Annotated in this window: 21 protein-coding genes and 1 pseudogene; 11 read left to right on the top strand and 11 right to left on the bottom strand. The window is 68.7% G+C overall.

What is annotated here, in order from left to right; genetic code table 11:
- The first annotated feature begins 72 nt into the window (after positions 1-72).
- Positions 73-702 carry a MarC family protein gene (locus EES42_RS35050; protein WP_124722307.1) on the top strand — a complete coding sequence of 210 codons (630 nt, stop codon included), beginning with the start codon at positions 73-75 and terminating at the stop codon, positions 700-702.
- An 84-nt stretch (positions 703-786) separates the two neighbouring features.
- On the opposite strand, the gene EES42_RS35055 is transcribed toward EES42_RS35050, so the two are convergent.
- Genes EES42_RS35055 through EES42_RS35070 form a run of 4 tightly spaced genes read right to left on the bottom strand, consistent with a single transcriptional unit; the run spans position 787 to position 5,705 of the window.
- Positions 787-1,935: an XdhC family protein gene (locus EES42_RS35055; RefSeq protein WP_124722308.1), complete on the bottom strand. Its 1,149-nt coding sequence runs from the start codon at positions 1,933-1,935 to the stop codon at positions 787-789.
- Entirely contained in the window at positions 1,928-4,171 is a 2,244-nt protein-coding gene (locus EES42_RS35060) for a xanthine dehydrogenase family protein molybdopterin-binding subunit (RefSeq protein WP_124722309.1), read from the bottom strand. The genes EES42_RS35055 and EES42_RS35060 overlap by 8 nt, the downstream gene beginning before the upstream one ends.
- The gene (locus EES42_RS35065; RefSeq protein WP_124722310.1) at positions 4,168-5,160 is read right to left on the bottom strand and encodes an FAD binding domain-containing protein; all 993 of its coding nucleotides are present in this window, start codon (positions 5,158-5,160) and stop codon (positions 4,168-4,170) included. Before EES42_RS35065 ends, EES42_RS35060 begins: the two co-directional genes overlap by 4 nt.
- Positions 5,157-5,705 (bottom strand): (2Fe-2S)-binding protein, encoded by a 549-nt coding sequence (locus EES42_RS35070; protein ID WP_124722591.1) that lies wholly within the window; start codon positions 5,703-5,705, stop codon positions 5,157-5,159. Before EES42_RS35070 ends, EES42_RS35065 begins: the two co-directional genes overlap by 4 nt.
- A gap of 261 nt (positions 5,706-5,966) precedes the next feature.
- Between EES42_RS35070 and EES42_RS35075 the strand changes: the two genes are divergently transcribed.
- From EES42_RS35075 to EES42_RS35085, 3 genes are all read left to right on the top strand, one after another.
- Positions 5,967-6,608, top strand: coding sequence for a TetR/AcrR family transcriptional regulator (locus tag EES42_RS35075; RefSeq protein ID WP_124722311.1), 642 nt, complete (start codon positions 5,967-5,969; stop codon positions 6,606-6,608).
- Positions 6,609-6,703: 95 nt separating this feature from the next.
- Positions 6,704-7,309 carry a GrpB family protein gene (locus tag EES42_RS35080; protein ID WP_124722312.1) on the top strand — a complete coding sequence of 202 codons (606 nt, stop codon included), beginning with the start codon at positions 6,704-6,706 and terminating at the stop codon, positions 7,307-7,309.
- A gap of 91 nt (positions 7,310-7,400) precedes the next feature.
- Positions 7,401-8,333, top strand: coding sequence for an aminoglycoside phosphotransferase family protein (locus EES42_RS35085; protein WP_124722313.1), 933 nt, complete (start codon positions 7,401-7,403; stop codon positions 8,331-8,333).
- Positions 8,334-8,694: 361 nt separating this feature from the next.
- Here EES42_RS35085 and EES42_RS35090 read toward each other — a convergent pair whose 3' ends face one another.
- Together EES42_RS35090 and EES42_RS35095 are read right to left on the bottom strand one after the other, a co-directional pair.
- Positions 8,695-10,419, bottom strand: coding sequence for an MFS transporter (locus EES42_RS35090; RefSeq protein ID WP_124722314.1), 1,725 nt, complete (start codon positions 10,417-10,419; stop codon positions 8,695-8,697).
- Positions 10,420-10,495: 76 nt separating this feature from the next.
- On the bottom strand, positions 10,496-10,969 hold the full coding sequence (locus EES42_RS35095; RefSeq protein WP_124722315.1) for a MarR family winged helix-turn-helix transcriptional regulator: 474 nt from the start codon (positions 10,967-10,969) through the stop codon (positions 10,496-10,498).
- Positions 10,970-11,074: 105 nt separating this feature from the next.
- On the opposite strand from EES42_RS35095, the gene EES42_RS35100 reads away from it, so the two are divergent.
- Both EES42_RS35100 and EES42_RS35105 read left to right on the top strand, forming a co-directional pair.
- Positions 11,075-11,605 (top strand): hypothetical protein, encoded by a 531-nt coding sequence (locus EES42_RS35100; RefSeq protein WP_124722316.1) that lies wholly within the window; start codon positions 11,075-11,077, stop codon positions 11,603-11,605.
- Positions 11,606-11,761: 156 nt separating this feature from the next.
- Positions 11,762-12,103, top strand: a complete 342-nt coding sequence (locus tag EES42_RS35105; RefSeq protein ID WP_124722317.1) for a DUF5713 family protein — start codon at positions 11,762-11,764, stop codon at positions 12,101-12,103.
- Between the two features lie 56 nt (positions 12,104-12,159).
- Here EES42_RS35105 and EES42_RS35110 read toward each other — a convergent pair whose 3' ends face one another.
- Positions 12,160-12,603, bottom strand: a complete 444-nt coding sequence (locus EES42_RS35110; protein WP_124722318.1) for an HIT family protein — start codon at positions 12,601-12,603, stop codon at positions 12,160-12,162.
- A 155-nt stretch (positions 12,604-12,758) separates the two neighbouring features.
- Here EES42_RS35110 and EES42_RS35115 point away from each other — a divergent pair, with 155 nt between their 5' ends.
- Positions 12,759-13,331, top strand: coding sequence for an O-methyltransferase (locus EES42_RS35115; RefSeq protein WP_241196793.1), 573 nt, complete (start codon positions 12,759-12,761; stop codon positions 13,329-13,331).
- Positions 13,332-13,413: 82 nt separating this feature from the next.
- Here EES42_RS35115 and coaD read toward each other — a convergent pair whose 3' ends face one another.
- Positions 13,414-13,839 (bottom strand): pantetheine-phosphate adenylyltransferase, encoded by a 426-nt coding sequence (gene coaD / locus EES42_RS35120; protein WP_124722320.1) that lies wholly within the window; start codon positions 13,837-13,839, stop codon positions 13,414-13,416.
- 238 nt (positions 13,840-14,077) lie between these two features.
- Here coaD and EES42_RS46675 point away from each other — a divergent pair, with 238 nt between their 5' ends.
- Positions 14,078-14,791 carry a DUF4277 domain-containing protein gene (locus EES42_RS46675; RefSeq protein WP_241196794.1) on the top strand — a complete coding sequence of 238 codons (714 nt, stop codon included), beginning with the start codon at positions 14,078-14,080 and terminating at the stop codon, positions 14,789-14,791.
- Between the two features lie 11 nt (positions 14,792-14,802).
- Here the strand turns inward: EES42_RS46675 and EES42_RS35130 are convergent, their stop codons facing one another.
- Together EES42_RS35130 and EES42_RS35135 are read right to left on the bottom strand one after the other, a co-directional pair.
- The gene (locus EES42_RS35130; RefSeq protein ID WP_124722321.1) at positions 14,803-15,534 is read right to left on the bottom strand and encodes an alpha/beta fold hydrolase; all 732 of its coding nucleotides are present in this window, start codon (positions 15,532-15,534) and stop codon (positions 14,803-14,805) included.
- 200 nt (positions 15,535-15,734) lie between these two features.
- Positions 15,735-16,331, bottom strand: a complete 597-nt coding sequence (locus EES42_RS35135; protein WP_124722322.1) for a CGNR zinc finger domain-containing protein — start codon at positions 16,329-16,331, stop codon at positions 15,735-15,737.
- Between the two features lie 38 nt (positions 16,332-16,369).
- Between EES42_RS35135 and EES42_RS35140 the strand changes: the two genes are divergently transcribed.
- Positions 16,370-17,572 carry an MFS transporter gene (locus tag EES42_RS35140; RefSeq protein ID WP_124722323.1) on the top strand — a complete coding sequence of 401 codons (1,203 nt, stop codon included), beginning with the start codon at positions 16,370-16,372 and terminating at the stop codon, positions 17,570-17,572.
- A 144-nt stretch (positions 17,573-17,716) separates the two neighbouring features.
- Here the strand turns inward: EES42_RS35140 and EES42_RS35145 are convergent.
- Positions 17,717-18,181: pseudogene (locus EES42_RS35145) on the bottom strand (SAM-dependent methyltransferase); the annotation flags it as partial.
- 130 nt (positions 18,182-18,311) lie between these two features.
- Between EES42_RS35145 and EES42_RS35150 the strand changes: the two are divergent.
- Both EES42_RS35150 and EES42_RS35155 read left to right on the top strand, forming a co-directional pair.
- Entirely contained in the window at positions 18,312-18,893 is a 582-nt protein-coding gene (locus EES42_RS35150; protein ID WP_124722324.1) for a sugar O-acetyltransferase, read from the top strand.
- Between the two features lie 13 nt (positions 18,894-18,906).
- A complete protein-coding gene (locus EES42_RS35155; protein WP_124722325.1) occupies positions 18,907-19,497 on the top strand; it encodes a TetR/AcrR family transcriptional regulator in 591 nt (196 codons plus the stop codon).
- The last annotated feature ends 237 nt before the right edge of the window (positions 19,498-19,734 follow it).

Genomic DNA, 19,734 nt, shown 5'->3' on the forward strand with positions numbered 1-19,734 from the left:
CCGCCCAGGAAGTGAGCGACACCAGCCCCGCCCTGCCACGAGCATCCGGTCCTCGCAGCCTAGATTTCGCAGGTGAACGCGCTCACCTTCTCCGCCGCTCTGATCACCTTCGTCTCGGTCGTCGGGCCGCCCAAGGTTCTGATCTCCTTTGCCCACCTCGCCGAGCTCCACCCGACTCGCCAACTGCGCACCATCGCCTTCATTTCCTGTGGCGCGGCGGTCTTCATCGGTCTGGTGGCCAGCCTGACCGCTCCTTTGCTCCTGGACCTCTTCCACATCAGTACACCCGCGCTCCTGCTCGCCGGCGGCATCATCTTCTTTCTCTACGCCGTCGGTCTCGTCCTGGGGATTCCGACCGGAATGGACGCGCCGGACCAGGACGCCCCCGATGTGACCAGCGGCCTGCGTGAGCTCCTCGTACCGTTCGTCGTCAGCCCGCTGGCCATGACAGCACTGCTCATCGAGGCCACAGCACGTTCGTCCTGGACCTGGCGCTCCACGGTGGCCGGTGCGTACGTGGCGGTGATTCTGCTCGACCTCGTCTGCATCCTGCTCCTGGAACGTGTACTGCGCGCCACGCATCACGCGACCATCGAACTGCTCGGCCGGCTTCTGGGGCTTCTGCTCGCCGCGGTCAGCATCGACCTGGTCCTCGACGGCCTGGCGGAACTCGGCGTCGGGCTGAGCGGGCGCGACCACTGAGGGCCTCTCGGGCGCGCTGCCTCAGAGGAGGGCGGCCGGACCTGCCCTGAGTGAACTCCTGCCGAGCCCGCCCGGCCCGCCGAATCAGGCCGCCGCCCGGGAGCGGGTGTCTCCGGCCTCCCCGTCGTCGGTGTCATGGTGGATCGGCGTCCCGGATCCGGTCAGCGGAGCACCTGTCCCGCCGCGCCGCGCCGCGACGATCTCCGCCGCGATCGACAGTGCGGTCTCCTCGGGGGTACGGGCACCGAGGTCGAGGCCGATCGGGGAATGCAGACGGGCCAACTCCTGGTTCGTCACGCCGACTTCGCGCAGGCGGCGGTTGCGGTCCTCGTGGGTGCGGCGCGAGCCCATCGCGCCGACGAACGCGACCGGCAGCCGCAGGGCCGCCTCCAGGAGGGGAATGTCGAACTTGGCGTCATGGGTGAGCACACACAGGACCGTTCGTGCATCGGTCGCGGTACGCCGGAGGTAGCGGTGCGGCCAGTCGACCACCAGGTCGTCGGCCTCCGGGAAGCGGAGGCGAGTGGCGAAGACCGGCCGGGCGTCGCACACGGTCACGTGATAGCCCAGGAACTTGCCCGCCCGGACCAACGCCGTCGCGAAGTCCACCGCACCGAACACGATCATCCGGGGCGGCGGCACCCTCGACTCCACGAACAGCGCCACACCGCCCGGACAGCGCGCCCCGTCCTCCGCGATCTCCACGGTGCCGGTGCGGCCGATGTCCAGCATCGCGCGGGCTTCCGCCACCGCAGTGCGGTCCAGTTCCGGCGGTCCGTCGAAGCTGCCCTCGTACGATCCGTCCGGGCGGACGAGCAGCGCCCGGCCGAGCAGTTCCACCGGGCCCCTGGCCACCCGGGCGAGCGCCGCAGCCTCTTTCCGGCCCGCGGCCGACACTCCCGCCCGGAACACCGGCGCGTCCGTGCGCACCGGCGTGACCAGGATGTCGATGACGCCGCCACAGGTGAGCCCCACCGCGAAGGCGTCCTCGTCGTCGTAGCCGAACCGTTCGCGTACCGGTCGCCCGTCCCGAAGCGCCCGGACGCACAGGTCGTACACCGCGCCCTCCACGCATCCGCCGGAAACGGAGCCGATGACGGTGCCGTCACCGTCGACGGCCAGGGCAGCGCCCGGACCGCGCGGTGCGCTGCCGCCGACGGCCACGACGGTGGCGACGGCGAAGTCCCGGCCCTCCTCGAACCACCGGCTCAGCTCCTCGGCGATGTCAAGCACCCGGCGCTCCTCCTTCCGCCCCGCCGCCCCGGGCTCCGCCCTCCGCCGGGCCACCTCGGGTTCCTCCCTCTTCCATGCCAACCGGAATTCCATCCGTCGCCCGGCGACGGGCCTCGTCCGCCGCACGCAGGACACGGTCCGGACGGATCGGCAGCTCCCGGTGACGTACGCCGGTCGCATGCCACACCGCGTTGGCGATCGCGGCGGCGACGCCCACGATGCCGATCTCGCCGATGCCCTTGATCGCGACCGGATCGCCCGGGACGGGGTCGTCCACCCAGTCGGCCTCGATGAGCGGGACATCGGCGTGCGCGGCGAAGTGGTAGCCGGCGAGGTCCGGGCCGACGTGGCCGCCCGAGACCTGATCCCTGACCGCCTCCTCGTGGAGGGCCATGGACAGGCCCCAGATCATTCCGCCGATGAACTGGCTGCGCGCGGTGAGCGGGTTGACGATCGTGCCCGCCGCGTAGATGCCGAGCAGCCGTCGTACGCGCACCTCACCGGTGTCCACGTCCACCGCGACCTCGGCGAACTGCGCACCGAAGGAATGGCGCTCCTTCTTGGAGAGCGCGCCGATCGCCTCCGCCGTGTCCGACCGGGCGGTGATCCCCTCCGGCGGAATGCCGCCTCCCAGTGCCAGACGCTCCCGCAGCTCGTTCGCGGCGATCGTCACGGCCCACGCCCAGGAGCGCGTTCCCATCGAGCCGCCGGCGATCATCGCCGGGCCGATATCGCTGTCCGCGATACGCACCCGTACGGAGTCCGGATCCACCCCCAGCGTGTCCGCGGCGACCAGGAGCATCGCGGTCCGCGCCCCGGTCCCGACGTCCGCCGCGTTGATCCGCACGGTGAAGGTGCCGTCCGGCTCCGCGGTCACGGCCGCTGTGGAGGGACCGACCCCCGAGGGGTAGGTGGCCGCCGCCGTACCCGTCCCGATCAGCCAGCGCCCCTCGCGGCGCAGGCCGGGACGAGGATCACGGTCCGCCCAGCCGAACCTGCGGGCGCCCTCCTCGAAACAGGCGAGCACATTGCGGCTGCTGAACGGCAACCCGGACACGGGGCCGGTCTCGGGTTCGTTGCGCACGCGGAGGGCGATCGGGTCCACGCCGCACTTCTCGGCCAGTTCGTCGAGCGCCGACTCCAGGGCGAAGGACCCGGGTGCCTCGCCGGGCGCGCGCATCCACGTCGGGGTCGGAACGTCGAGCCGTACGAGGCGGTGAAGGGTGTGATGCGCGTCGGCGTCGTACAGCACACGCCCCAGGACGGCGCTCGACTCGATGAATTCGTACACGGTCGATGTCAGGCTCTGCGCCTGGTGGTCGAGCGCACGCAACCGGCCGTCGGCGTCGGCACCGAGCCTGATCCGCTGCGCCGTGGGGCTGCGGTAGCCGATGAGAGAGAACATCTGGCGGCGGGTCAGCACGACACGGACCGGGCGTTGGAGGACGGTCGTGGCCATCACGGCCGCCACTTGATGCGGGCTCAGCCCCTTCGACCCGAAGGCGCCACCGACGTGCTCCGACCGCACCCGCACGGATGCCGGATCGAGGGAGAAGAGCTGCGCCAGCTCGTTCGCCACCCAGCTGCTGCCCTGGTTGGAGTCGACGACGTCGAGCCGGCCGCCGTCCCAGCGGGCCGTGGCCGCATGCGGCTCCATCGGGTTGTGGTGCTCCTCCGGAGTGGTGTACTCCGCATCCACGACGACGGCGGACGCGTCGAGTTGAGCCTCCACATCCCCCTTCTCCGTCTCCGGCTGCACCATCGGAGTGCTCTCCGGCGTGTAGGCATCCTGACGGCCGGCGCGGAACGCGACATCGTGCGGCTCCACGTCGTACTCGACCACCAGAGCCTCGGCGGCCTCCCTGGCCTGCTCCGACGTCTCGGCCACCACCAGCGCCACCGGCCAGCCCGCGAAGGGTACGCGGTCGTGCTGGAAGATCCCGACGATCGGGTTCGGCCGTCCCAGCATGCCCATGTAATCGATGTCGACGCGAGGTGCGTTTCCGTGGTGCAGCACGGTCAGGACCCCGGGCATGGCCAGGACCGGACCGTCCTCCACCGAGCGGATCCGGCCACGGGCCACGGTGGACAACATCAGCCACCCGTGGGCGAGTTCGGCGAAGGGGACCTCTCCTGCGTAGCGGGCCGCCCCGGTGACCTTGTCACGGCCCTCCACCCGGGTGCGGCCGGAGCCGATGGCTCCGGCCACGCTGGTGATCCCGGTCGTCGTGGTCATCGGGAGACCTCCTCGGTGAGCTCGGTCAGCACGGCCACGATGAGGTTGCGCATCAGCGTCACCTTGTATCCGTTGTCGGGAAGGGCCTCGGCGGCCGCCAGCTCGGCATCCGCCGCGGCGGCGAACGCCTCCGCGCTCGCCGGCCCGCCGACCAGCAAGCGCTCGGCCGCACGGGCCCGCCACGGCATCGAGGCGACAGCCCCGAGAGCGAGACGGACTTCGCGTACGACTCCGTCCTCGACGTCGAGCGCGCCGGCGATCGACCCGATCGCGAAGGCGAACGAGGCGCGCTCGCGCACCTTCCGGTACCGCGAGCGGGCGGCGACCGGGGCGGGCGGCAGCGTGACGCCGGTGATCAGAGCGCCCGGCGGGAGCGTGGTCTCGATGTGCGGTGTGTCGCCCACGGGCGGATAGAACCCGTCGATCGGCAACTCGCCCGGCCCGTCTGCCGTTTCGTACGAGATGACCGCGTCGAAGGCGGCGAGCGCGACCGCCATGTCCGAGGGATGGGTGGCGATGCAGTGTTCGGACGCGCCGAGGATCGCGTGGTTGTGGTGCTCGCCGCCCACGGCGGGACAACCACTGCCGGGAGAACGCCTGTTGCACGGCCTGCTGATGTCGGTGAAGTAGCCGCAGCGGGTCCGCTGGAGCAGATTCCCGCCGACCGTGGCCATGTTGCGCAGCTGCCCCGAGGCTCCTGCCAGCACGGCCTGTGCCAGTGCCGGGTAGTGACGCCGTACGTCGGGATGGGCCGCGAGGTCGCTGTTGGTGACGGTCGCCCCGATCCGCAGTCCTCCGTCGCGTTCCAACTCGATCCTGTCGAGCGGGAGTTCGCGCACGTCGACCAGGAGCGCGGGCCGTTCCACACCGGTCTTCATCAGGTCCACGAGGTTGGTGCCGCCGCCGAGGAAGCGGGCGTCGGGGTCGGAACCGATCAGGGCGACCGCTCCGGAAACATCAAAGGCCCGTTCGTAGCCGAATTCCCTCACGCCACTGCCTCCTTGCCCTGGACCTCGGCCGCCTGTGCCACTGCCTGCACGATCGACACATAGGCACCGCAGCGGCACAGGTTGCCGCTCATCCGCTCGCGGATCTCCTCGGCACTGAGCGCGGGCACCCCGGCCTCCGGCCGCACATCGTCGGTCGCCGCGCTCGGCCAGCCCGCCGCGTGTTCCTCGATCACCGCGATGGCCGAACAGATCTGCCCGGGAGTGCAGTAACCGCACTGATAGCCGTCGAGATCGAGAAAGGCCTGCTGGACCGGATGAAGCCGCTCGCCATCGGCCACACCTTCGATGGTGGTGATCGCGCGTCCCTCGGCCGCGACCGCCAACTGGAGGCAGGAAACCGCTCGGCGCCCATCGAGCAGCACCGTGCAGGCGCCGCATTGACCCAGGTCACAGCCCTTCTTGGACCCCGTCAGATCGAGATGCTCACGCAGGGCGTCGAGCAGGGTGGTGCGATGGTCGACGGGCAGTGTGTACTTTTCGCCATTGATGTTCAGGGTGATGGCACTGGACGTCGATGGAGTCATGATCAGCCTTCTTTCGCATTGCTGATGCGCGTCGAGCGAGACGATCCCGGTGGACATTACGGGAGGGAGAGGGCGATGAGAATGAATGAACCGATGGCGGTGGGCGCAGGTCAGCCACACCGGCCGGGTCTGCCGCTAAGGTGAGTCCAAGCGGACAGCTGTCCACTTGTTGTCGAACCTAGCGGACAGCTGTCCGCTCAGCAAGGCCGGACTCGGTTGCCCTTTCGGTGAGCTCGGCTGCCCTTTCCGCGAGGAGGAAGAATGCGGGACGAGGTACGGGGCGAGACGCGCGACGGGCAGGGCACGCCTCTGCGCCCGGACGCGCAACGGAACCGTGAACGCATTCTGGAAGTGGCACTGGCCGAGCTGACGCGGGCGGCGGACGCGCCGTTGAGTACCATCGCGAAGAAGGCCGGCGTCGGGCAGGGGACGTTCTACCGCAACTTCCCCAACCGCGAGGCCCTCGTCCTGGAGGTCTACCGCTTCGAGATGCAGCAGGTCGCAGACACCGCGGCCCAGCTGCTCAGCACCCGTGCACCCGACCGGGCCCTGAGGGAGTGGATGGACCGGCTGGCCCAGTACGCCATGGCCAAGGCCGGCCTGGCCGACGCGTTGCGCAAGTCCACCAGCAACTCCGGCAGCACCCTGGCCAAACTGGGGCACGGTCCGGTGACCAGAGCGGTCACACTGCTGCTGACCGCGAACGAGCAGGCCGGCACCATCCGCCCGGGCGTGACCCCCGACGACTTCGTACTCGCCATCGCCGGGCTCTGGCAGATCGACCCGCACACCGACTGGCAGCCGCGCGCGACGCGCCTCCTGGACCTCGTGATGGACGGGCTGCGGGCGGGCGCCCCCGGTGTGGGAGCTCCTGGTACGGAAGCCTCCGGTGCGACGGGCTGACTCCTCCCCGGGAAGCAGCCCGATTCTGTTCGTTCGTTCCGACTCTGTTCGCCCTTCCGGTGCCCGGAACACCCGTGAGGGGCCAGGCTGGAAGCATGCCTTTTGCCGATGAAGTGGCCCCGGTGGCCGTGCTGGAGTATCAACCGCGGTGGCCGGTGGACTTCGAGCGGCCGGCCGGGGGGTTGTACAACGCTCTGGGAAGCGAGGCGCACGCGATCGACCACATCGGATCCACATCGGTGCCGGGCCTGGCGGCCAAGGACTGCGTGGACATCCAGGTGCGCGTCGCCGCGATCCAGGAAGCCCGGCAGGTCGGGCTCCTCGCCGCGATCGGCTTCCGTTGCCGGCCCGAGCCGTGGAATCGAGCCGAGGTCTCGGCCGGACAGGAATGCCGCAAGTTGGTGTTCGCCCCACCGGCGGGTGCGCGGATGTGCAACGTACACCTGCGCCGGGAAGGCGACCCGAACTGCCGTTACGCGCTCCTGTTCCGCGACTACCTGCGGGCCGACGAGGCTGCCCGACAGCAGTGGGGGGCGTTCAAACGACGGCTGGCCCACAGCGTGCCGGACCTTCTGGACAACGGGCAGATCAAGGCCCCGGCCACCGAGATCCTGATGATCGCGGCCGAGCGCTGGGCGGCGGCAACGGGCTGGCAGTTGCCTCCGGGGAGCCCCGCACCGCACGCGTTCCCCGTGATGTGAGCGGACTTCTACAGCACCCGTGCCGGGATCGGGAAGACCAGGGAGGGGCATCGGCCTGGTTCGGTGCTCGGCCGGTGCGTAGGGTGCGGGGATGATCGAGGTACCTGAGACGTTCGCGAGGAGCACGATCGAGCGCGAGGGCGAGCCCGGAGCGGCTTGGCTCGACGAACTGCCCGGGATCGTGGAAGAGCTGTTGGGGCGCTGGAAATGCGTGCCGGACGGCGAGGTCATGCACGGAGGCGTCGGGATCATCGTTCCGGTGCTGCGGCCGGCGGAGGGAGCGGCCGTGATGAAGGTGTCCTTCCCCCACCCGGGCAACGTCCATGAGCCGGACGCGTTCGCGGCCTGGGGCGGGCGCGGGGCCGTCCGGTTGCACGAGCGCGACGACGAGCGCTTCGCGATGCTGCTGGAGCGAGCACGGCCGTCGACGCTCGCGGAACTCAAGGACGGCGACGAGGTGGTGAGGGTCGCAGGGCGGATCAGCTGTCAGCTGGCCGTCCCCGCACCTCCTGGACTTCCCCGGCTCCAGGAGCAGGCAGACTCCTGGGCGGCCCAACTCCGCCGGGACGCCCAGGAGCTGACGCATACGCTGCCCGGGTACGCGGTGGACGCGGCCGTGGCAACCGCCGAGGAGCTGGGCCACGACCAGCCGGACAGCCTCATCCACGGCGACCTGCATGCTCGTAACATCCTGCGAGCCGACCGTGAGCCATGGCTGGCCGTCGACCCCAAGGGGTACGCGGGCGACCCCGCGTACGACGGCGGCACGCTGCTCAGGTCGCAGGCACTGACGCTCATCGAGGCCGACGACCTGCGGAAAGCTCTGTTCCACACTCTGCACGTCTTCGCCGAGGCAGCCGAAGTCGATCGTGAACGCGCCCGACGCTGGGCCCAGTTCCACGCTGTCCAGTCGTCGTTCTGGGGCCGCCGCCACGGATTTCGTAGAGCGCGGGCTGGGAAGCAACTGGACTGGCTCACGCAATTTGCCGATTCCCTGGCCGAGTTGCTCGTCGATCGCGCATAGCCGGGAGCCTGCGCGCGGAGGGACATGAAGCCGCCCCTTCGTTTCCGAGACCGGCCCCGGACGCCTACTACGAGGATTGCCTCGAACGTATCGGCGACCTCGCTGACTGGTTCTTCCGCGGCGAGTCCAACTACTGCCCGGGGCACGTCTGGACCGACCTGTGAACATCGCGGCACAACCTGACGGCAGGACGAGCGGTTGAGACCGACGCGCAGGTCCTGCCACTGATCCGCGCAACCCTCCAGCGTTCGCTTCCGGACCGGCCGAGCGGCCGCCCCTTCCACGTCCAGCATCGCGGGCGGCGGCGGCCTCATCGGACAGGCGCCGCAGCCCGCGATCGGGGCAGTGCGAGGGGCGCGACTCAAGCCGCGCTGTTGCGCAGCTCTGTCAGGGCATCCGTCGTGAGGGGACGCGGTGTGCTGTCCGGTTCGACGAGAATGACGGTACAGGCGGCGGCATGGGTGAGCGCGGTGGTGAAACTGCCGTCGGCGAACTGCATGACGGGCCCACGCGGCGAGTGCCCGATGGCGACCGCGCGGGCGTGTACGTCCGCGGCGTGCCGGGCGAGGGCGCGGCCCGCGGCGGCGTGGTCACCGACACTGGTGAGGATCTGGCCGGTGGCGGCGATGCCGTGGGCGGTGAGCCGGTCGAGATGAGCGGTCACCGCGGCGCGCGCCTGGTCGGCGGTCTCGGTGTCGACGGCCTGTTCCTCGATCACGGCGGTCTGCTGGACGTGGACGACCTCCAGCGGACTGCCGGTGTCGCGAGCCACCCGGGCCGCAGCGTCCACTATGGCGGAGGCCCGGTCATGGGAGCCTACGGCGACGATGACGGGAGGCGCATCACTTGTGGTGGCCGGGCTGCCGACGGGGGTGAATGACGGCGCGACCGGTTCACTGTCGCCGGTGTGCGCTTCGGCCTTGCGCAGCAGGCCGTGGCCGCTGGCCAGAACGGGGATGGCGAGGAGGAAGGTGGCGGCGCCGAGACAGAACGGGACGCTCAGGTCGGTGGCGTCGGCGAGCTTGCCGGCGACGAAGGGGGCCAGACCGCCGCCGATGAAGCGCAGGAAGCCGTAGGCGGAGGAGGCGACAGGACGCTCGACGGGGGAGACGAGCATGACGGCCTGGGTGGTGAGGGTGTTGTTGATGCCGATGAAGGCGCCGCTGACGATGACGGCCACGATCACCACGGTGGGCGTGCCGACACCGGCCGCGATGACCGCCATCACGATGCCGAGGCCCAGCAGGTTGGCGTAGAGCACGGGGGCGGTGCCGTAGCGGGCCTGCAGCCGCGGGGCGACGAAGACACTGAAAGCGGCCACCAGGAGACCCCAGCCGGTGAAGACCAGGCCGAGTTCGTGGGCGCTCAGCTCCATGGGGTACGGGGCGTAGCCCAACATGGTGAAGAAGCCCCAGTTGTACAGGAGCGCCATGATGCCCATGGTCAGCAGGCCGCGGTGACGCAGAGCCTTGAGCGGGGCGATCGGTGACACCACGTGTTTCGGCTTCGGTAGCGAGGGAACGAAGGCGAGCGTCGCGACCAGCGCGACGGCCATCAGGACGGCGACGCCGAAGAACGGACCGCGCCAGCTGATGCCGCCCAACTCGCCGCCCAGCAGGGGGCCGACCGCGATGCCGAGGCCGAGCGCGGTCTCGTACAGGATGATCGCGCCGCCGAAGCCGCCGCTGGCGGAGGCGACGATGACGGCGAGGGAGGTCGCGATGAACAGCGCGTTGCCCAGGCCCCAGCCGGCACGGAAGCCGACGATGCCGTTGATGGAGTTGGTGGTGCCTGCCAGCGCGGCGAAGACGACGATGACCGCCAGGCCTATGACGAGGGTGCGCTTGGCGCCGAGGTGACTGGATACCCAGCCGACGAAGAGCATGGCGACGGCGGTGACGATCAGGTAGCTGCTGAACAGCAGGGACACCTGGCTGGGCGAGGCGTGCAGGCTCTTGCCGAGAGCGGGCAGGATCGGGTCGACCAGGCCGATGCCCATGAACGAGATCACGCAGGCGAACGCCACGGCCCAGACGGCCTTGGGTTGCCTGAACGGACTGGCGGCCTTTCCACGCGGTGCACTCATGTGCGTTTCTCTCCAAGTGTTGAGAAGAGGTGACGGGGGAGAGCGGACAGGTTCTGCGGACCGGAAATGACGTGAGTCAGTAGCAGTCCTGACGGGCTTGCCGGGCTTGACGGTCCTGGATGGCGCGGGCGAGGGCGGGCAGTGCGGCCTTCACCGCTTGCTGTTCCGGCTCGCTCAGCTCCTCGACCAGCGACCGGAGGGCGTCCGCACGCTCCGCGCGGCGCTGCCGGAAGACCTCCAGGCCGGTGTCCGTGGCTTCCACCAGCACGGCCCGGCCGTCGTGGGGATCGGCGACACGGCGTACGAGGCCGGCGCGCTCCATACGGGTGATGAGCTGGGTCATGTTCGGCTGGGAGGCGCCTTCGGCGCGCGCGAGCTCGGTCATACGGTGCGGTCCCTCGCGGCCCAGACGGCCCAGCGCGGAGGAGGCGGCCGTGCTCAGACCTCCGGCGATGGCGCTCTGTCGCACATAGCGGACCATCCGCTCCACGGCGATCATCAGGGTCTCGGCCGACACCTCGGGATCCAGATCCATAACCCGCTTATCCATAAGCCCATTATGCATATGCGTGTAGCGTGAATCAATGTCGACTGCACGTAATTCTCTCGGTAACTTTGGTTGCGCATACGCCATCTGGTAACTAAAGTTACCGGCATGATGCCGCCTGAGATCACTACCGCGGAAGAGACGGCCCTCGACAAGGCTCTTCTGGACGCTCTCAATCCCCTCGCCTCGGCCATGCGCGCCCGAGCGACCGGACTTCCCGAAGAACGCATGTGGGATGCCGACCCCATCGACGTCACTCTGTCGATCCTCACCACCTGGAAGGTGGTGGACGCGGAGGTCAAGCGATTGACGGCGATCGCGGCAAGGACCGCCGGCTCCTACGGTGCGAGCTATGAACAGTTGGGCGCTGCTTGGGGGATCACCCGGCAGGGTGCCCGCAAGAAGTGGCCCGAAGCCATCGACAGGTCGGCCTCGGCGGCGGAGACCAGCTTCATCGAACTGTGCGGTGGCAGCGCCGAATTGTCCCGGGATCCGTCATCGGGCGGCTGGCGGTGGACCGGACAGGGGGCCGACGGCACACGCGATGAGGCCGACTGCGCCTCGCACTACGCGACGAAGGAAGAGGCCGCGGCCCACGCGGGCGCATTCCTGAAGGAGCACGCCACCGACGGGCGGTAGGCGCGGCAGCCGCTCACGAGGGGCTACGGCGGGGAAGACGCCGAATCGCCGGCCGCCATCGGCGAGTCAGGAAAGTGCTGCTTCCGGGTGTGCGCCGGGCCTGTCAGTGGTGTGGTGCATGATCGGCGCGTTGACTCTTCGAGGAGATGGGGCACCATGCCGATCACGAACCAGCAGGTGGCTGAGCACGCCTTTCTGCAGCCGCTGTATGCGGACGCCTACTTTCCGGACCACGTCCTCGACAAGGGCAAGGCGATCCTGCTGAATCTGTGCGAGCGGATCGAGGCTGAGCAGCCGGCGGATCTGCCGGCCCTGTACGTGCTCACGGAGGCGGCAACGGAGCAGTTCAATGTGCTGGAGGCCGAGTTCGTGGCGGCAGGGAGCGAGATCGAGACCGTCGCGCGCGAGGAGATAGGCGAGGACTTCTGGTTCGTGGCGACGGCGTACGGCTTCTCGGACGCAGACGCGGAGGAGCTGATCGCGGCCAGGGACTGGTGAGCGGCATGTGCTCCCGACGGCTGACACGACCGTTGGGAGCCGTCGCCCCCCGACTCTCAACGCTGCAAGGCGTCCAGTGCTGCGAGGCCGCCGCGGACAGCGGCGGATGCCTTGTCGAGCTGCTCACGCTCATGAACACGCCAGTCGGAGCCAATGCGAAACGGATCGCCTGTGAAGCGAGGGATGACGTGAAGGTGCACATGGAAAACCTCTTGGAACGCGGCTTCGCCGTCCGCAAGAAGCAGGTTGACGCCCTCACACCGCAGACCTGATCGCCGCAGCGCCCGCCCGAGCCGGTGCGCCACCTTCCAGACCTGGACGCCGACGTCCTCCGGGAGATCCTCCAGTCCCACCGAGTGCGTCTTGGGAACGACCAGTAGGTGACCGGGGTTGACGGGCCGGAGATCCATGAAGGCGATCACCGATTCGTCTTCATGGACGATGCTGGCATCCGCCCGACCATGAACAATCGTGCAGAAGATACATCCGTCGTCCACCATGAACTTCCCCTTGCGCTCCAAGTCCCTTGCTGCGCCCACCACATCAGATGATTCGTGTGGGCGCGAACGAGTTCCATCACCAAGGCCCCGCAGGAGATGGGCTGTCTGGACGCCCTTGCCGGCAGATATTGTCATGATTCACATTGAGAGGGGATGTGGCCATGGAAGAACGTGCCGTTCCGCCTCGTGTGGTGACCGCAGAGCGTGTCGCCTCCGAGGCGGGGTTCAAAAAGAGCTGCATCCGTGAAGTGGGCAGGCTGCTCAAACTGGCCGCTGCCGCGAAACCCGACGGGGCCATCGCGGAGAGTGGCACCGGCTCCGGAGTGGGCACAGCCTGGCTGCACAGTGGCCTCGGTACAGGCGCACGTCTGTTCACCGTGGAGCGTGACGAGGAACTGGCCCGCCGAGCGGCCGGCGTCTTCGCGGACGACCAACGCGTCAGCGTTCTCACGGGGGACTGGCAGCTGCTTGAGCAGCACGCCCCGTTCGACGTCTTCTTCTGCGATGGCGGGGGCAAGCGTGACGACCCTCAGCGAGTCGTCGAGCAGCTGGCTCCCGGTGGCCTCCTCATCCTGGACGACTTCACTCCCTCGCCCGATTGGCCGCCTCGTTTCGAGGGTCAAGTGGATGAACTCCGCATGTTCTACCTCACTCATCCGGACTTGGACGCCACCGAGGTACTGATAACACCGGCTAGTTCAGTGGTTATCGGGGCACGCCGCCTCTAGGCGGTCTCTTACGGACCACCGCACGAGCTCCGGGGCGCCGGTGGTGGGATGGCTTCATGCGACCCAGCACTGTCTCAAATCATCATTTGGGGACAGGGTCCTGTTGACTCATCGTGGTGACGAGGGTCGAGGAGATGTGAGCCAGGGCGGGGTCTGCAGCGATGAAGAACGTTTCGACTCCGGCCAGTTCGTGGTTCATGCGGGCCATCGGCATTTCGTAGTCCAGGTCGGCAACGCCGCGGACTCCGCGGATGACGACATCGATTCCGACTCGGCGGCAGTAGTCGACCAGCAGGCCGCCCGTGTGGGAGTCGACCGTGACGTTGCTCAAGTCAGTTGCTGCCGCGCAGAGCCGGTCCAGCCGTTCCGTGACCGGGGAGCGGCCGGTCTTGTTCGAATTGAACATCACGCACACGACAACCTCGTCGAACAGGAGGGCAGCGCGCCGGAGTATGTCCTTGTGCCCTTGAGTGACCGGGTCGAAGGATCCTGGGAAGAGGGCTCTCATGATCGGGAAGAGTAACAATCGGCCGCCCCTGATAGTGAAGTGCCTGGACAGCAAAACGATCGAGATCAGGCTCGACAGGGAGAACGTCCGGCACCGTATTTCGCGGGTGGCTGAGCCGGGTGGAGTTGCTGTCTGACCGTGTCCGGTCGGGGGCGCCGTGTTGACCGGGGTGTGACGTGGTCATCCCGGTCCCCGTGGGTGCGGACGGTGCGCCCGCGCATGGAATGTGGTCACCTCCGTGGTGGAGAAGCACCTTGGTGCTCTGTCTGTTGCTGCCCGGTTTCTGCGAGGTTTAGATGTGGCCGGGACCGTCGACCGGCTGCGCCCGGGCCGCGACATCGCCCATGTGACACACGGCCAGGTCATCGAGGTGCTGATGGTCAACCGGTCGGCCGCGCCCTGGCGGCGGGTGGATCGCTGGGCCCGGGAGTGGGCCGTGGAGGATGACTTCGGGACGGAGGCGCAGCCGCTCGACGACGACCGTCTGGGCCAGGCTGCGGACGCCATCGCCCCGCACCTGAGGAAGCTCACCGACAGCGTCGGGGTCCTGGCGATCGGCGAGTTCGGCTCAAGCAGATCCGGATCGGGCCCGGGGGTGACCGGCGACGGCGGCATCCCGCTGCTGTCCCGCGTCATCGACGGTGGAGCCGCGGAGATCTCCCAGATCATCGGCACCATGAACGCTCCGCGCGCGATAGCCGGGCCGAAGGAGTTTCAGCCGATCGCCGACTCCAAGCTGATCTCCTCCGGCAACGTGGCTGCCCTGATCAAGGTAGGGGACCGATTTCATCGCCCCGGCCCCCACTTCCAGGTCGACGACGCCGTCTACGCCGCCCTCGACCTGGAAGTGGCCACCGTTGTGGATCATAGCCCGGTCCGCGACGAGGACATCCCCGCCGCAGAACGCGAGACCTGCCGGGTCCTGGAAGACGTCGCCACAGGGCGGACCTGACTCCGGCGCACTCAGCTGCGAACAGACAGGTGCCGGGCGAAGCGGCAGACGGCTTCGGTGAAAGCATCTGGATCGTCAAAGTTCGCGAGATGTCCTGCACGCGGGATCAACTCGACGCGGGCACGCGGATGCGCACGGACGAAGTCCATCTCGCCGGACCGGAAGACGGTGTCCTTCTCGCCGTTCAGGATGAGCACAGGAGCCGCCACATGACGCATCGCACCCGCGTCGAAGCAGCCCAGCACCTCGCCCCAGGCGGCCGGCAGAGTGTGGAAGGCGTAGCCGGAACGGATGGTCGCTTCCACCACCGCGGGTGGATAGCGTCGGCGCAGCAACCGGTCGTTCCACCGGGCCAACCGGTCCGCCGGTATGCGAGGGACGATCCCGGCGACCCACCGATACGGCGTTGCCCACGGGCCACGAGTTGAGGCGCTGGCCCCCGCCAGGACGAGCCCGCGCAGCCGCTCCGGGCAGCGCCGCGCGAACTCCAGTGAGGCGTATCCGCCGAGCGAGTGCCCGACGACCAGAGCCGGTCCGCGGTCGAGCGAGTCCACCGCGGAAGCGATGATCTCCGTCGCCGCGTTCAGGCTCCATGACTGAGCAGAACGGGCGCCGTGGCCCGGTAGGTCAACGGCGGCTACCGCGAAGTCCTTTTGAAGCGCGGTGAGCTGCGGGCTCCACTGTCCCGCGCTGAACCGTGTCCCGTGTACCAAGACGATGGGCGGTGTATCCGCTGCCGTCATGACTCCCCCAGATCAGCACTCTCCTCGAAGCGACACTACCGGCAGGGCCGTCCCCGGCGCTGATGACGCGGAAGTGCTGTCCGGGGGGACGCTCGGACCGGCCAACTACAGACCTGAACGAACTACCTGCGAAGTATGGATCGGGCGGGACGGGACAACCACAACGTCACACGTAGATCACGAGCACGTGGGACACGCTCCTACCTCGTACCGCCCGACTGCTCGACGGAGCGGGAGCGTCGGTGGGCGGAGACCCGCTCGCGGGTTGCGCATCGGCGGGAGCAGTAGCGGCGTTCCGGGCCGCTGCCGTGCGTGACGAAGACGTTCCGGCAGCTGGGTGATGAGCAGATCCTGCCGGGCGGGCGTTGGTGTTCCCAGACGAGCACCGTCAGGGCCATGCACGACGAGGCGAGAAGCCACTCGTCCCAGGGGGCGTCGTCATCGTGGTCGAGATGAGGGTGCCAGGGGGAGCCGCCGCCGTGAGAAGTCAGGCGGAGCGGTCCGGTGTGTTCTGCCAGAAGACGATTGAGGTGGCCGGCCGCACTGTCGGCGGTCTCGGCGGCGAAGACTTCCCGCAGCAGGGCGGCAGCCGCACGCATCCCGTCGACATCGCAAGTTGTGAGCTCGATGCCGCCCGCTTCACCGTGTGCGCGGAGCACATCGGCGATTTCGCCCGGGTCGGGGCGGTCGGCATCGAGAGCATTGACCAGAGTGGCGGTTCGCCGAGCCATGGCCAATACGGAGTGCCTGGTGGACCAGTCGTCGATGGTGGAGGACACCTGCACAATGTAACGCATATTGCGGAGTTTTGAGTTACGTCCGTAACGTCCTGCTCATGAAAACGCGTTACTCACTCCGCGTCTACTTCGTCGGAGCAGTGGCGGCTCGCGCCGGGGACGAGGCGTCAGGACCGGCGTTGATGCTGGCCGGCTTCGCGCTGACCGGATCGACCACCGACGCGTCGTCGCTGCTCGCGAGCATCACGATCTCCGCCGCGGTGGGAGGGCCAGTGCTCGGGACGCTCCTCGACAGAGCGAGACGACCGGGCCGTCTGCTATCCGGAGCGCTCGTCGTGTACGCGGCCGGCCTGGGGGTGATCCTCGCGGGGCTCGGGCACCTCCCGTTCGCCGTCACCATCCTGATCGCAGTTCTGACGGGGATGCCGGCGCCGGCGCTGTCAGGCGGATGGACGGCCCAACTGCCCCGGGTCGTACCGGATGACGGCCTGCCCCGGGCGAACATGCTCGACGCCATGACGTACGGCGCGGCGAGCCTGGCCGCTCCGGCCCTTGCAGGCGGAACGGCGGAGTTGCTGGGGGCGCCGACGGCTGTGGTTGTCTCTGCGGGGCTCATCGGCTTGGCGCTGCCCACTGCGTTGATGCTTCCGGCCCGTCCCGTCCGGGAGCATGTTCTTCGGAAGACCTCAGTGGTCAGCGACCTTGTTGCCGGATTCCGGGTCATTGCGAGGCGACCGCCACTGGCCCGAGCGACTCTCACCTCGGTCGTCTCCTGCGTTGCACAAGGCATGCTGACCGCCTGCACGGTGTTCCTCGGCGAGCATGTCCTTGGCGGAGCCGGTCGTGGCACGATGCTGCTCTCCTGCGCGGCGGTCTCCGCCCTCGTCGCCAACGCCGTACTCGCGAGGTTTCCGCACCTGCTCTCCCCGGACACCATCATCTGGGCCAGCGCCCTGGTTCAGGCCGCCGCCCTGGTCCTGGCCACCTCGGAGCAACCATTGCTGCTGGTCGTGGCCGTACTGGCGCTCGGGATCGGTGAAGGACCTCAACTGGCCGCATTGTTCGCGGTCCGCCACCGGGAGGCCCCGGAACATCTGCGCGGCCAGATCTTCACCACCGGCGCCAGCTTGAAGATCACCGGATTCGCCCTGGGAGCTGCGGTTGCCGGACCGATCGCCACCTGGTCCCTGCGTGGCGCTCTCGCACTCGCAGCGAGCGTGGCGGTCCTCGCAGCACTGGCCTTCTTCGCGATCCCGTCGACAGCCGACAACTCGTCCGAGGACCGTGCGACTTCGCATTGATCATCGCCGGACGGAGGGACGGAGGGACGGAGGGACGGAGGGACGGACGGACGGCGGGACGGCGGGAAGGCGGGACGGACGGACGGCGGGAAGGCGGGAAGGCTGGAAAGCTGGATGGAGGGCAGGCATCGCATCTTGAGCACCTCACTCCAACGAGAGGCCCGAGGGACGGCGCCCCCATGCGGACACCATAGGAGCGGTCGCAAGGTCGAGGCGTCCGGTGGAGACGTTCGCCAGGTGGCGGTCGATCTCCTCGTGGGTGGCAAGCTCTGCCGCCACCAGGCGGCTGCGGATCTGCCGTACGGTCGCGGCCTCAAGGGCGGCGCAGGCCGGTGAAGTGATCGGGAAGTACGCGTCGGCCTGGACGTCCTCAAGGTCGGCCTCACGCAGCAGCCGGGGGAGAGTCCGCCCGTACGCGAGGTCCGCGCCGCGTGCCGCCATCAAGTCGCGGAAGCCGGACCGCAGCCGGTTCGCGAGCCGCTGTTCGGGGCCGGACTCGTCCGGACACAGCAACGGCTGCAGTCCCGGGTCGGCATCCTCCAGGAGCAGCCGGCCGCCAAGGCGCAGCGCCTGGACCATCCGCCGCAGGGCCTCGGCACGATCAGTGACATCCTTCCGCGCCGACCGGCCGTGGTTCGCCTAGCCGCAGGGCTCAGGCACCCCCACCATGCCGCGCTGTCCCAGCTGCATCGGAAGCCGGAGCGTACGAACGTACGCTCTGGGGTGTACGGTCGTACGCATGCCGACGGACTACTTTGCACAGGACCCCCGCACCAACCTCGAACGCATGGTGGCGGGCGACCTCTACATCGCCGACGACCCCGAAATCGCCGGCCGCCAGCAGCAAGCCGTACGTCTGGCCGCCCGCTTTCAGGCCGCCTACACCGAAGACTCGGACGCGGCTCAGCCCCTCCTCGCCGAACTTCTCGGCTCGGTGGGAGACAAGGTTCACGTGCGGCCGCCCCTGTACGTGGACTACGGGAGCAACATCACGATCGGGGCGCGCACCTTCGTCAACTACAACTTGACCGCCCTGGATGTCGCGGCCATCACCATCGGCGAGGACTGCCAGATCGGCCCCAATGTCCAGCTGCTCACCCCGACGCACCCTCTGGAGCCGCAGCCTCGTCGCGACAAGCTGGAAGCCGCCAAGCCGATCACCATCGGCGACAACGTATGGATCGGCGGAGGCGCGATCGTGCTCCCCGGCGTGACCATCGGGGACAACTCCGTCATCGGTGCCGGCGCTGTCGTCACCAAGGACATCCCCGCGGACGTCGTAGCCGTCGGCAACCCCGCCCGCTCTGTCCGCGCCCTCTGAGGCCGCGACGACCATGGCTACCGGACACACCGACCCGCAGCGCCGCGACCGCATTCTCACGGCCACGCTCGACCTCATTGCGGAGGAAGGCATCGCAGGGGTCTCCCACCGGAAGATCGCTGCGCGCGCGGACGTTCCGCTGGGCTCGATGACCTACCACTTCAGCGGGATCGACGAGGTTCTCCGGGAGGCGTTCCGCCACTTCACCGGGCACATCGTCGCGCTTTTCGACGAGCACCTCGCTGTCCCGGCCGACCGGGACCAGGCCCGAGAGGCGGTGGCCGACCTCATCCATGCCCTGTCCGACGGAAGCCGACGCGACCTCATTCTCACCCAGGAGCTCTACACCCTCGCCGCCCGCCGGCCCTGCTATCGGGAACTCACCCATGAATGGATGGCTCGCAGCCGCGGCCACCTGGAGAAACACTTCGACCCGGACACGGCTCGCCAACTCGATGCCCTCATCGAGGGGTTGACCCTCCACCGCGCCCTGGCCGCGGAACCACACGACCGCCTGCTGACCCTCGACGCCGTCACGCGCATCACCGGGCCCTCCGGCGCAACCGCTCGGACTTGTCCGGCCGATCATGTCGCTGGTCAGTAGTTCGTCGTAGAAGTGTGCGTCGACAGCTGCTGGAGGTCATCGACAGCCGCTGCTGCCGAGCATGAAGAGGGCCAACGGCGCTTCTCGGCGGATCTGGGAGGCCTCAGTTCGGCAACGTGATCCATCTTCACGGGGCTGGCCGGGGCCGGGTCGGAGCGGAGGCCGATTCGAATCGTCTCCGCAACGCAGCCTGACACCTCATGACAGCGCAGTCCCTCCGATTCCGGGACCGTCCAC

The sequence above is a fragment of the Streptomyces sp. ADI95-17 genome (genome assembly GCF_003846175.1).
Classification (GTDB): domain Bacteria; phylum Actinomycetota; class Actinomycetes; order Streptomycetales; family Streptomycetaceae; genus Streptomyces; species Streptomyces sanglieri.

What these genes read in the sequence shown, in the direction of transcription:
- EES42_RS35085 (WP_124722313.1), top strand. Translation starts at nt 7,401, where the DNA reads ATGATCGAGGTACCTGAGACGTTCGCGAGGAGCACGATCGAGCGCGAG.
- EES42_RS35090 (WP_124722314.1), bottom strand. Translation starts at nt 10,419, where the DNA reads ATGAGTGCACCGCGTGGAAAGGCCGCCAGTCCGTTCAGGCAACCCAAG.
- EES42_RS35130 (WP_124722321.1), bottom strand. Translation starts at nt 15,534, where the DNA reads ATGACGGCAGCGGATACACCGCCCATCGTCTTGGTACACGGGACACGG.
- EES42_RS35070 (WP_124722591.1), bottom strand. Translation starts at nt 5,705, where the DNA reads ATGACTCCATCGACGTCCAGTGCCATCACCCTGAACATCAATGGCGAA.
- EES42_RS35105 (WP_124722317.1), top strand. Translation starts at nt 11,762, where the DNA reads ATGCCGATCACGAACCAGCAGGTGGCTGAGCACGCCTTTCTGCAGCCG.
- coaD (WP_124722320.1), bottom strand. Translation starts at nt 13,839, where the DNA reads ATGAGAGCCCTCTTCCCAGGATCCTTCGACCCGGTCACTCAAGGGCAC.
- EES42_RS35140 (WP_124722323.1), top strand. Translation starts at nt 16,370, where the DNA reads ATGAAAACGCGTTACTCACTCCGCGTCTACTTCGTCGGAGCAGTGGCG.
- EES42_RS35100 (WP_124722316.1), top strand. Translation starts at nt 11,075, where the DNA reads ATGATGCCGCCTGAGATCACTACCGCGGAAGAGACGGCCCTCGACAAG.
- EES42_RS35135 (WP_124722322.1), bottom strand. Translation starts at nt 16,331, where the DNA reads ATGCGTTACATTGTGCAGGTGTCCTCCACCATCGACGACTGGTCCACC.
- EES42_RS35150 (WP_124722324.1), top strand. Translation starts at nt 18,312, where the DNA reads ATGCCGACGGACTACTTTGCACAGGACCCCCGCACCAACCTCGAACGC.
- EES42_RS35155 (WP_124722325.1), top strand. Translation starts at nt 18,907, where the DNA reads ATGGCTACCGGACACACCGACCCGCAGCGCCGCGACCGCATTCTCACG.
- EES42_RS35060 (WP_124722309.1), bottom strand. Translation starts at nt 4,171, where the DNA reads ATGACCACGACGACCGGGATCACCAGCGTGGCCGGAGCCATCGGCTCC.
- EES42_RS35075 (WP_124722311.1), top strand. Translation starts at nt 5,967, where the DNA reads ATGCGGGACGAGGTACGGGGCGAGACGCGCGACGGGCAGGGCACGCCT.
- EES42_RS35080 (WP_124722312.1), top strand. Translation starts at nt 6,704, where the DNA reads ATGCCTTTTGCCGATGAAGTGGCCCCGGTGGCCGTGCTGGAGTATCAA.
- EES42_RS35110 (WP_124722318.1), bottom strand. Translation starts at nt 12,603, where the DNA reads ATGGTGGACGACGGATGTATCTTCTGCACGATTGTTCATGGTCGGGCG.
- EES42_RS35095 (WP_124722315.1), bottom strand. Translation starts at nt 10,969, where the DNA reads ATGGATAAGCGGGTTATGGATCTGGATCCCGAGGTGTCGGCCGAGACC.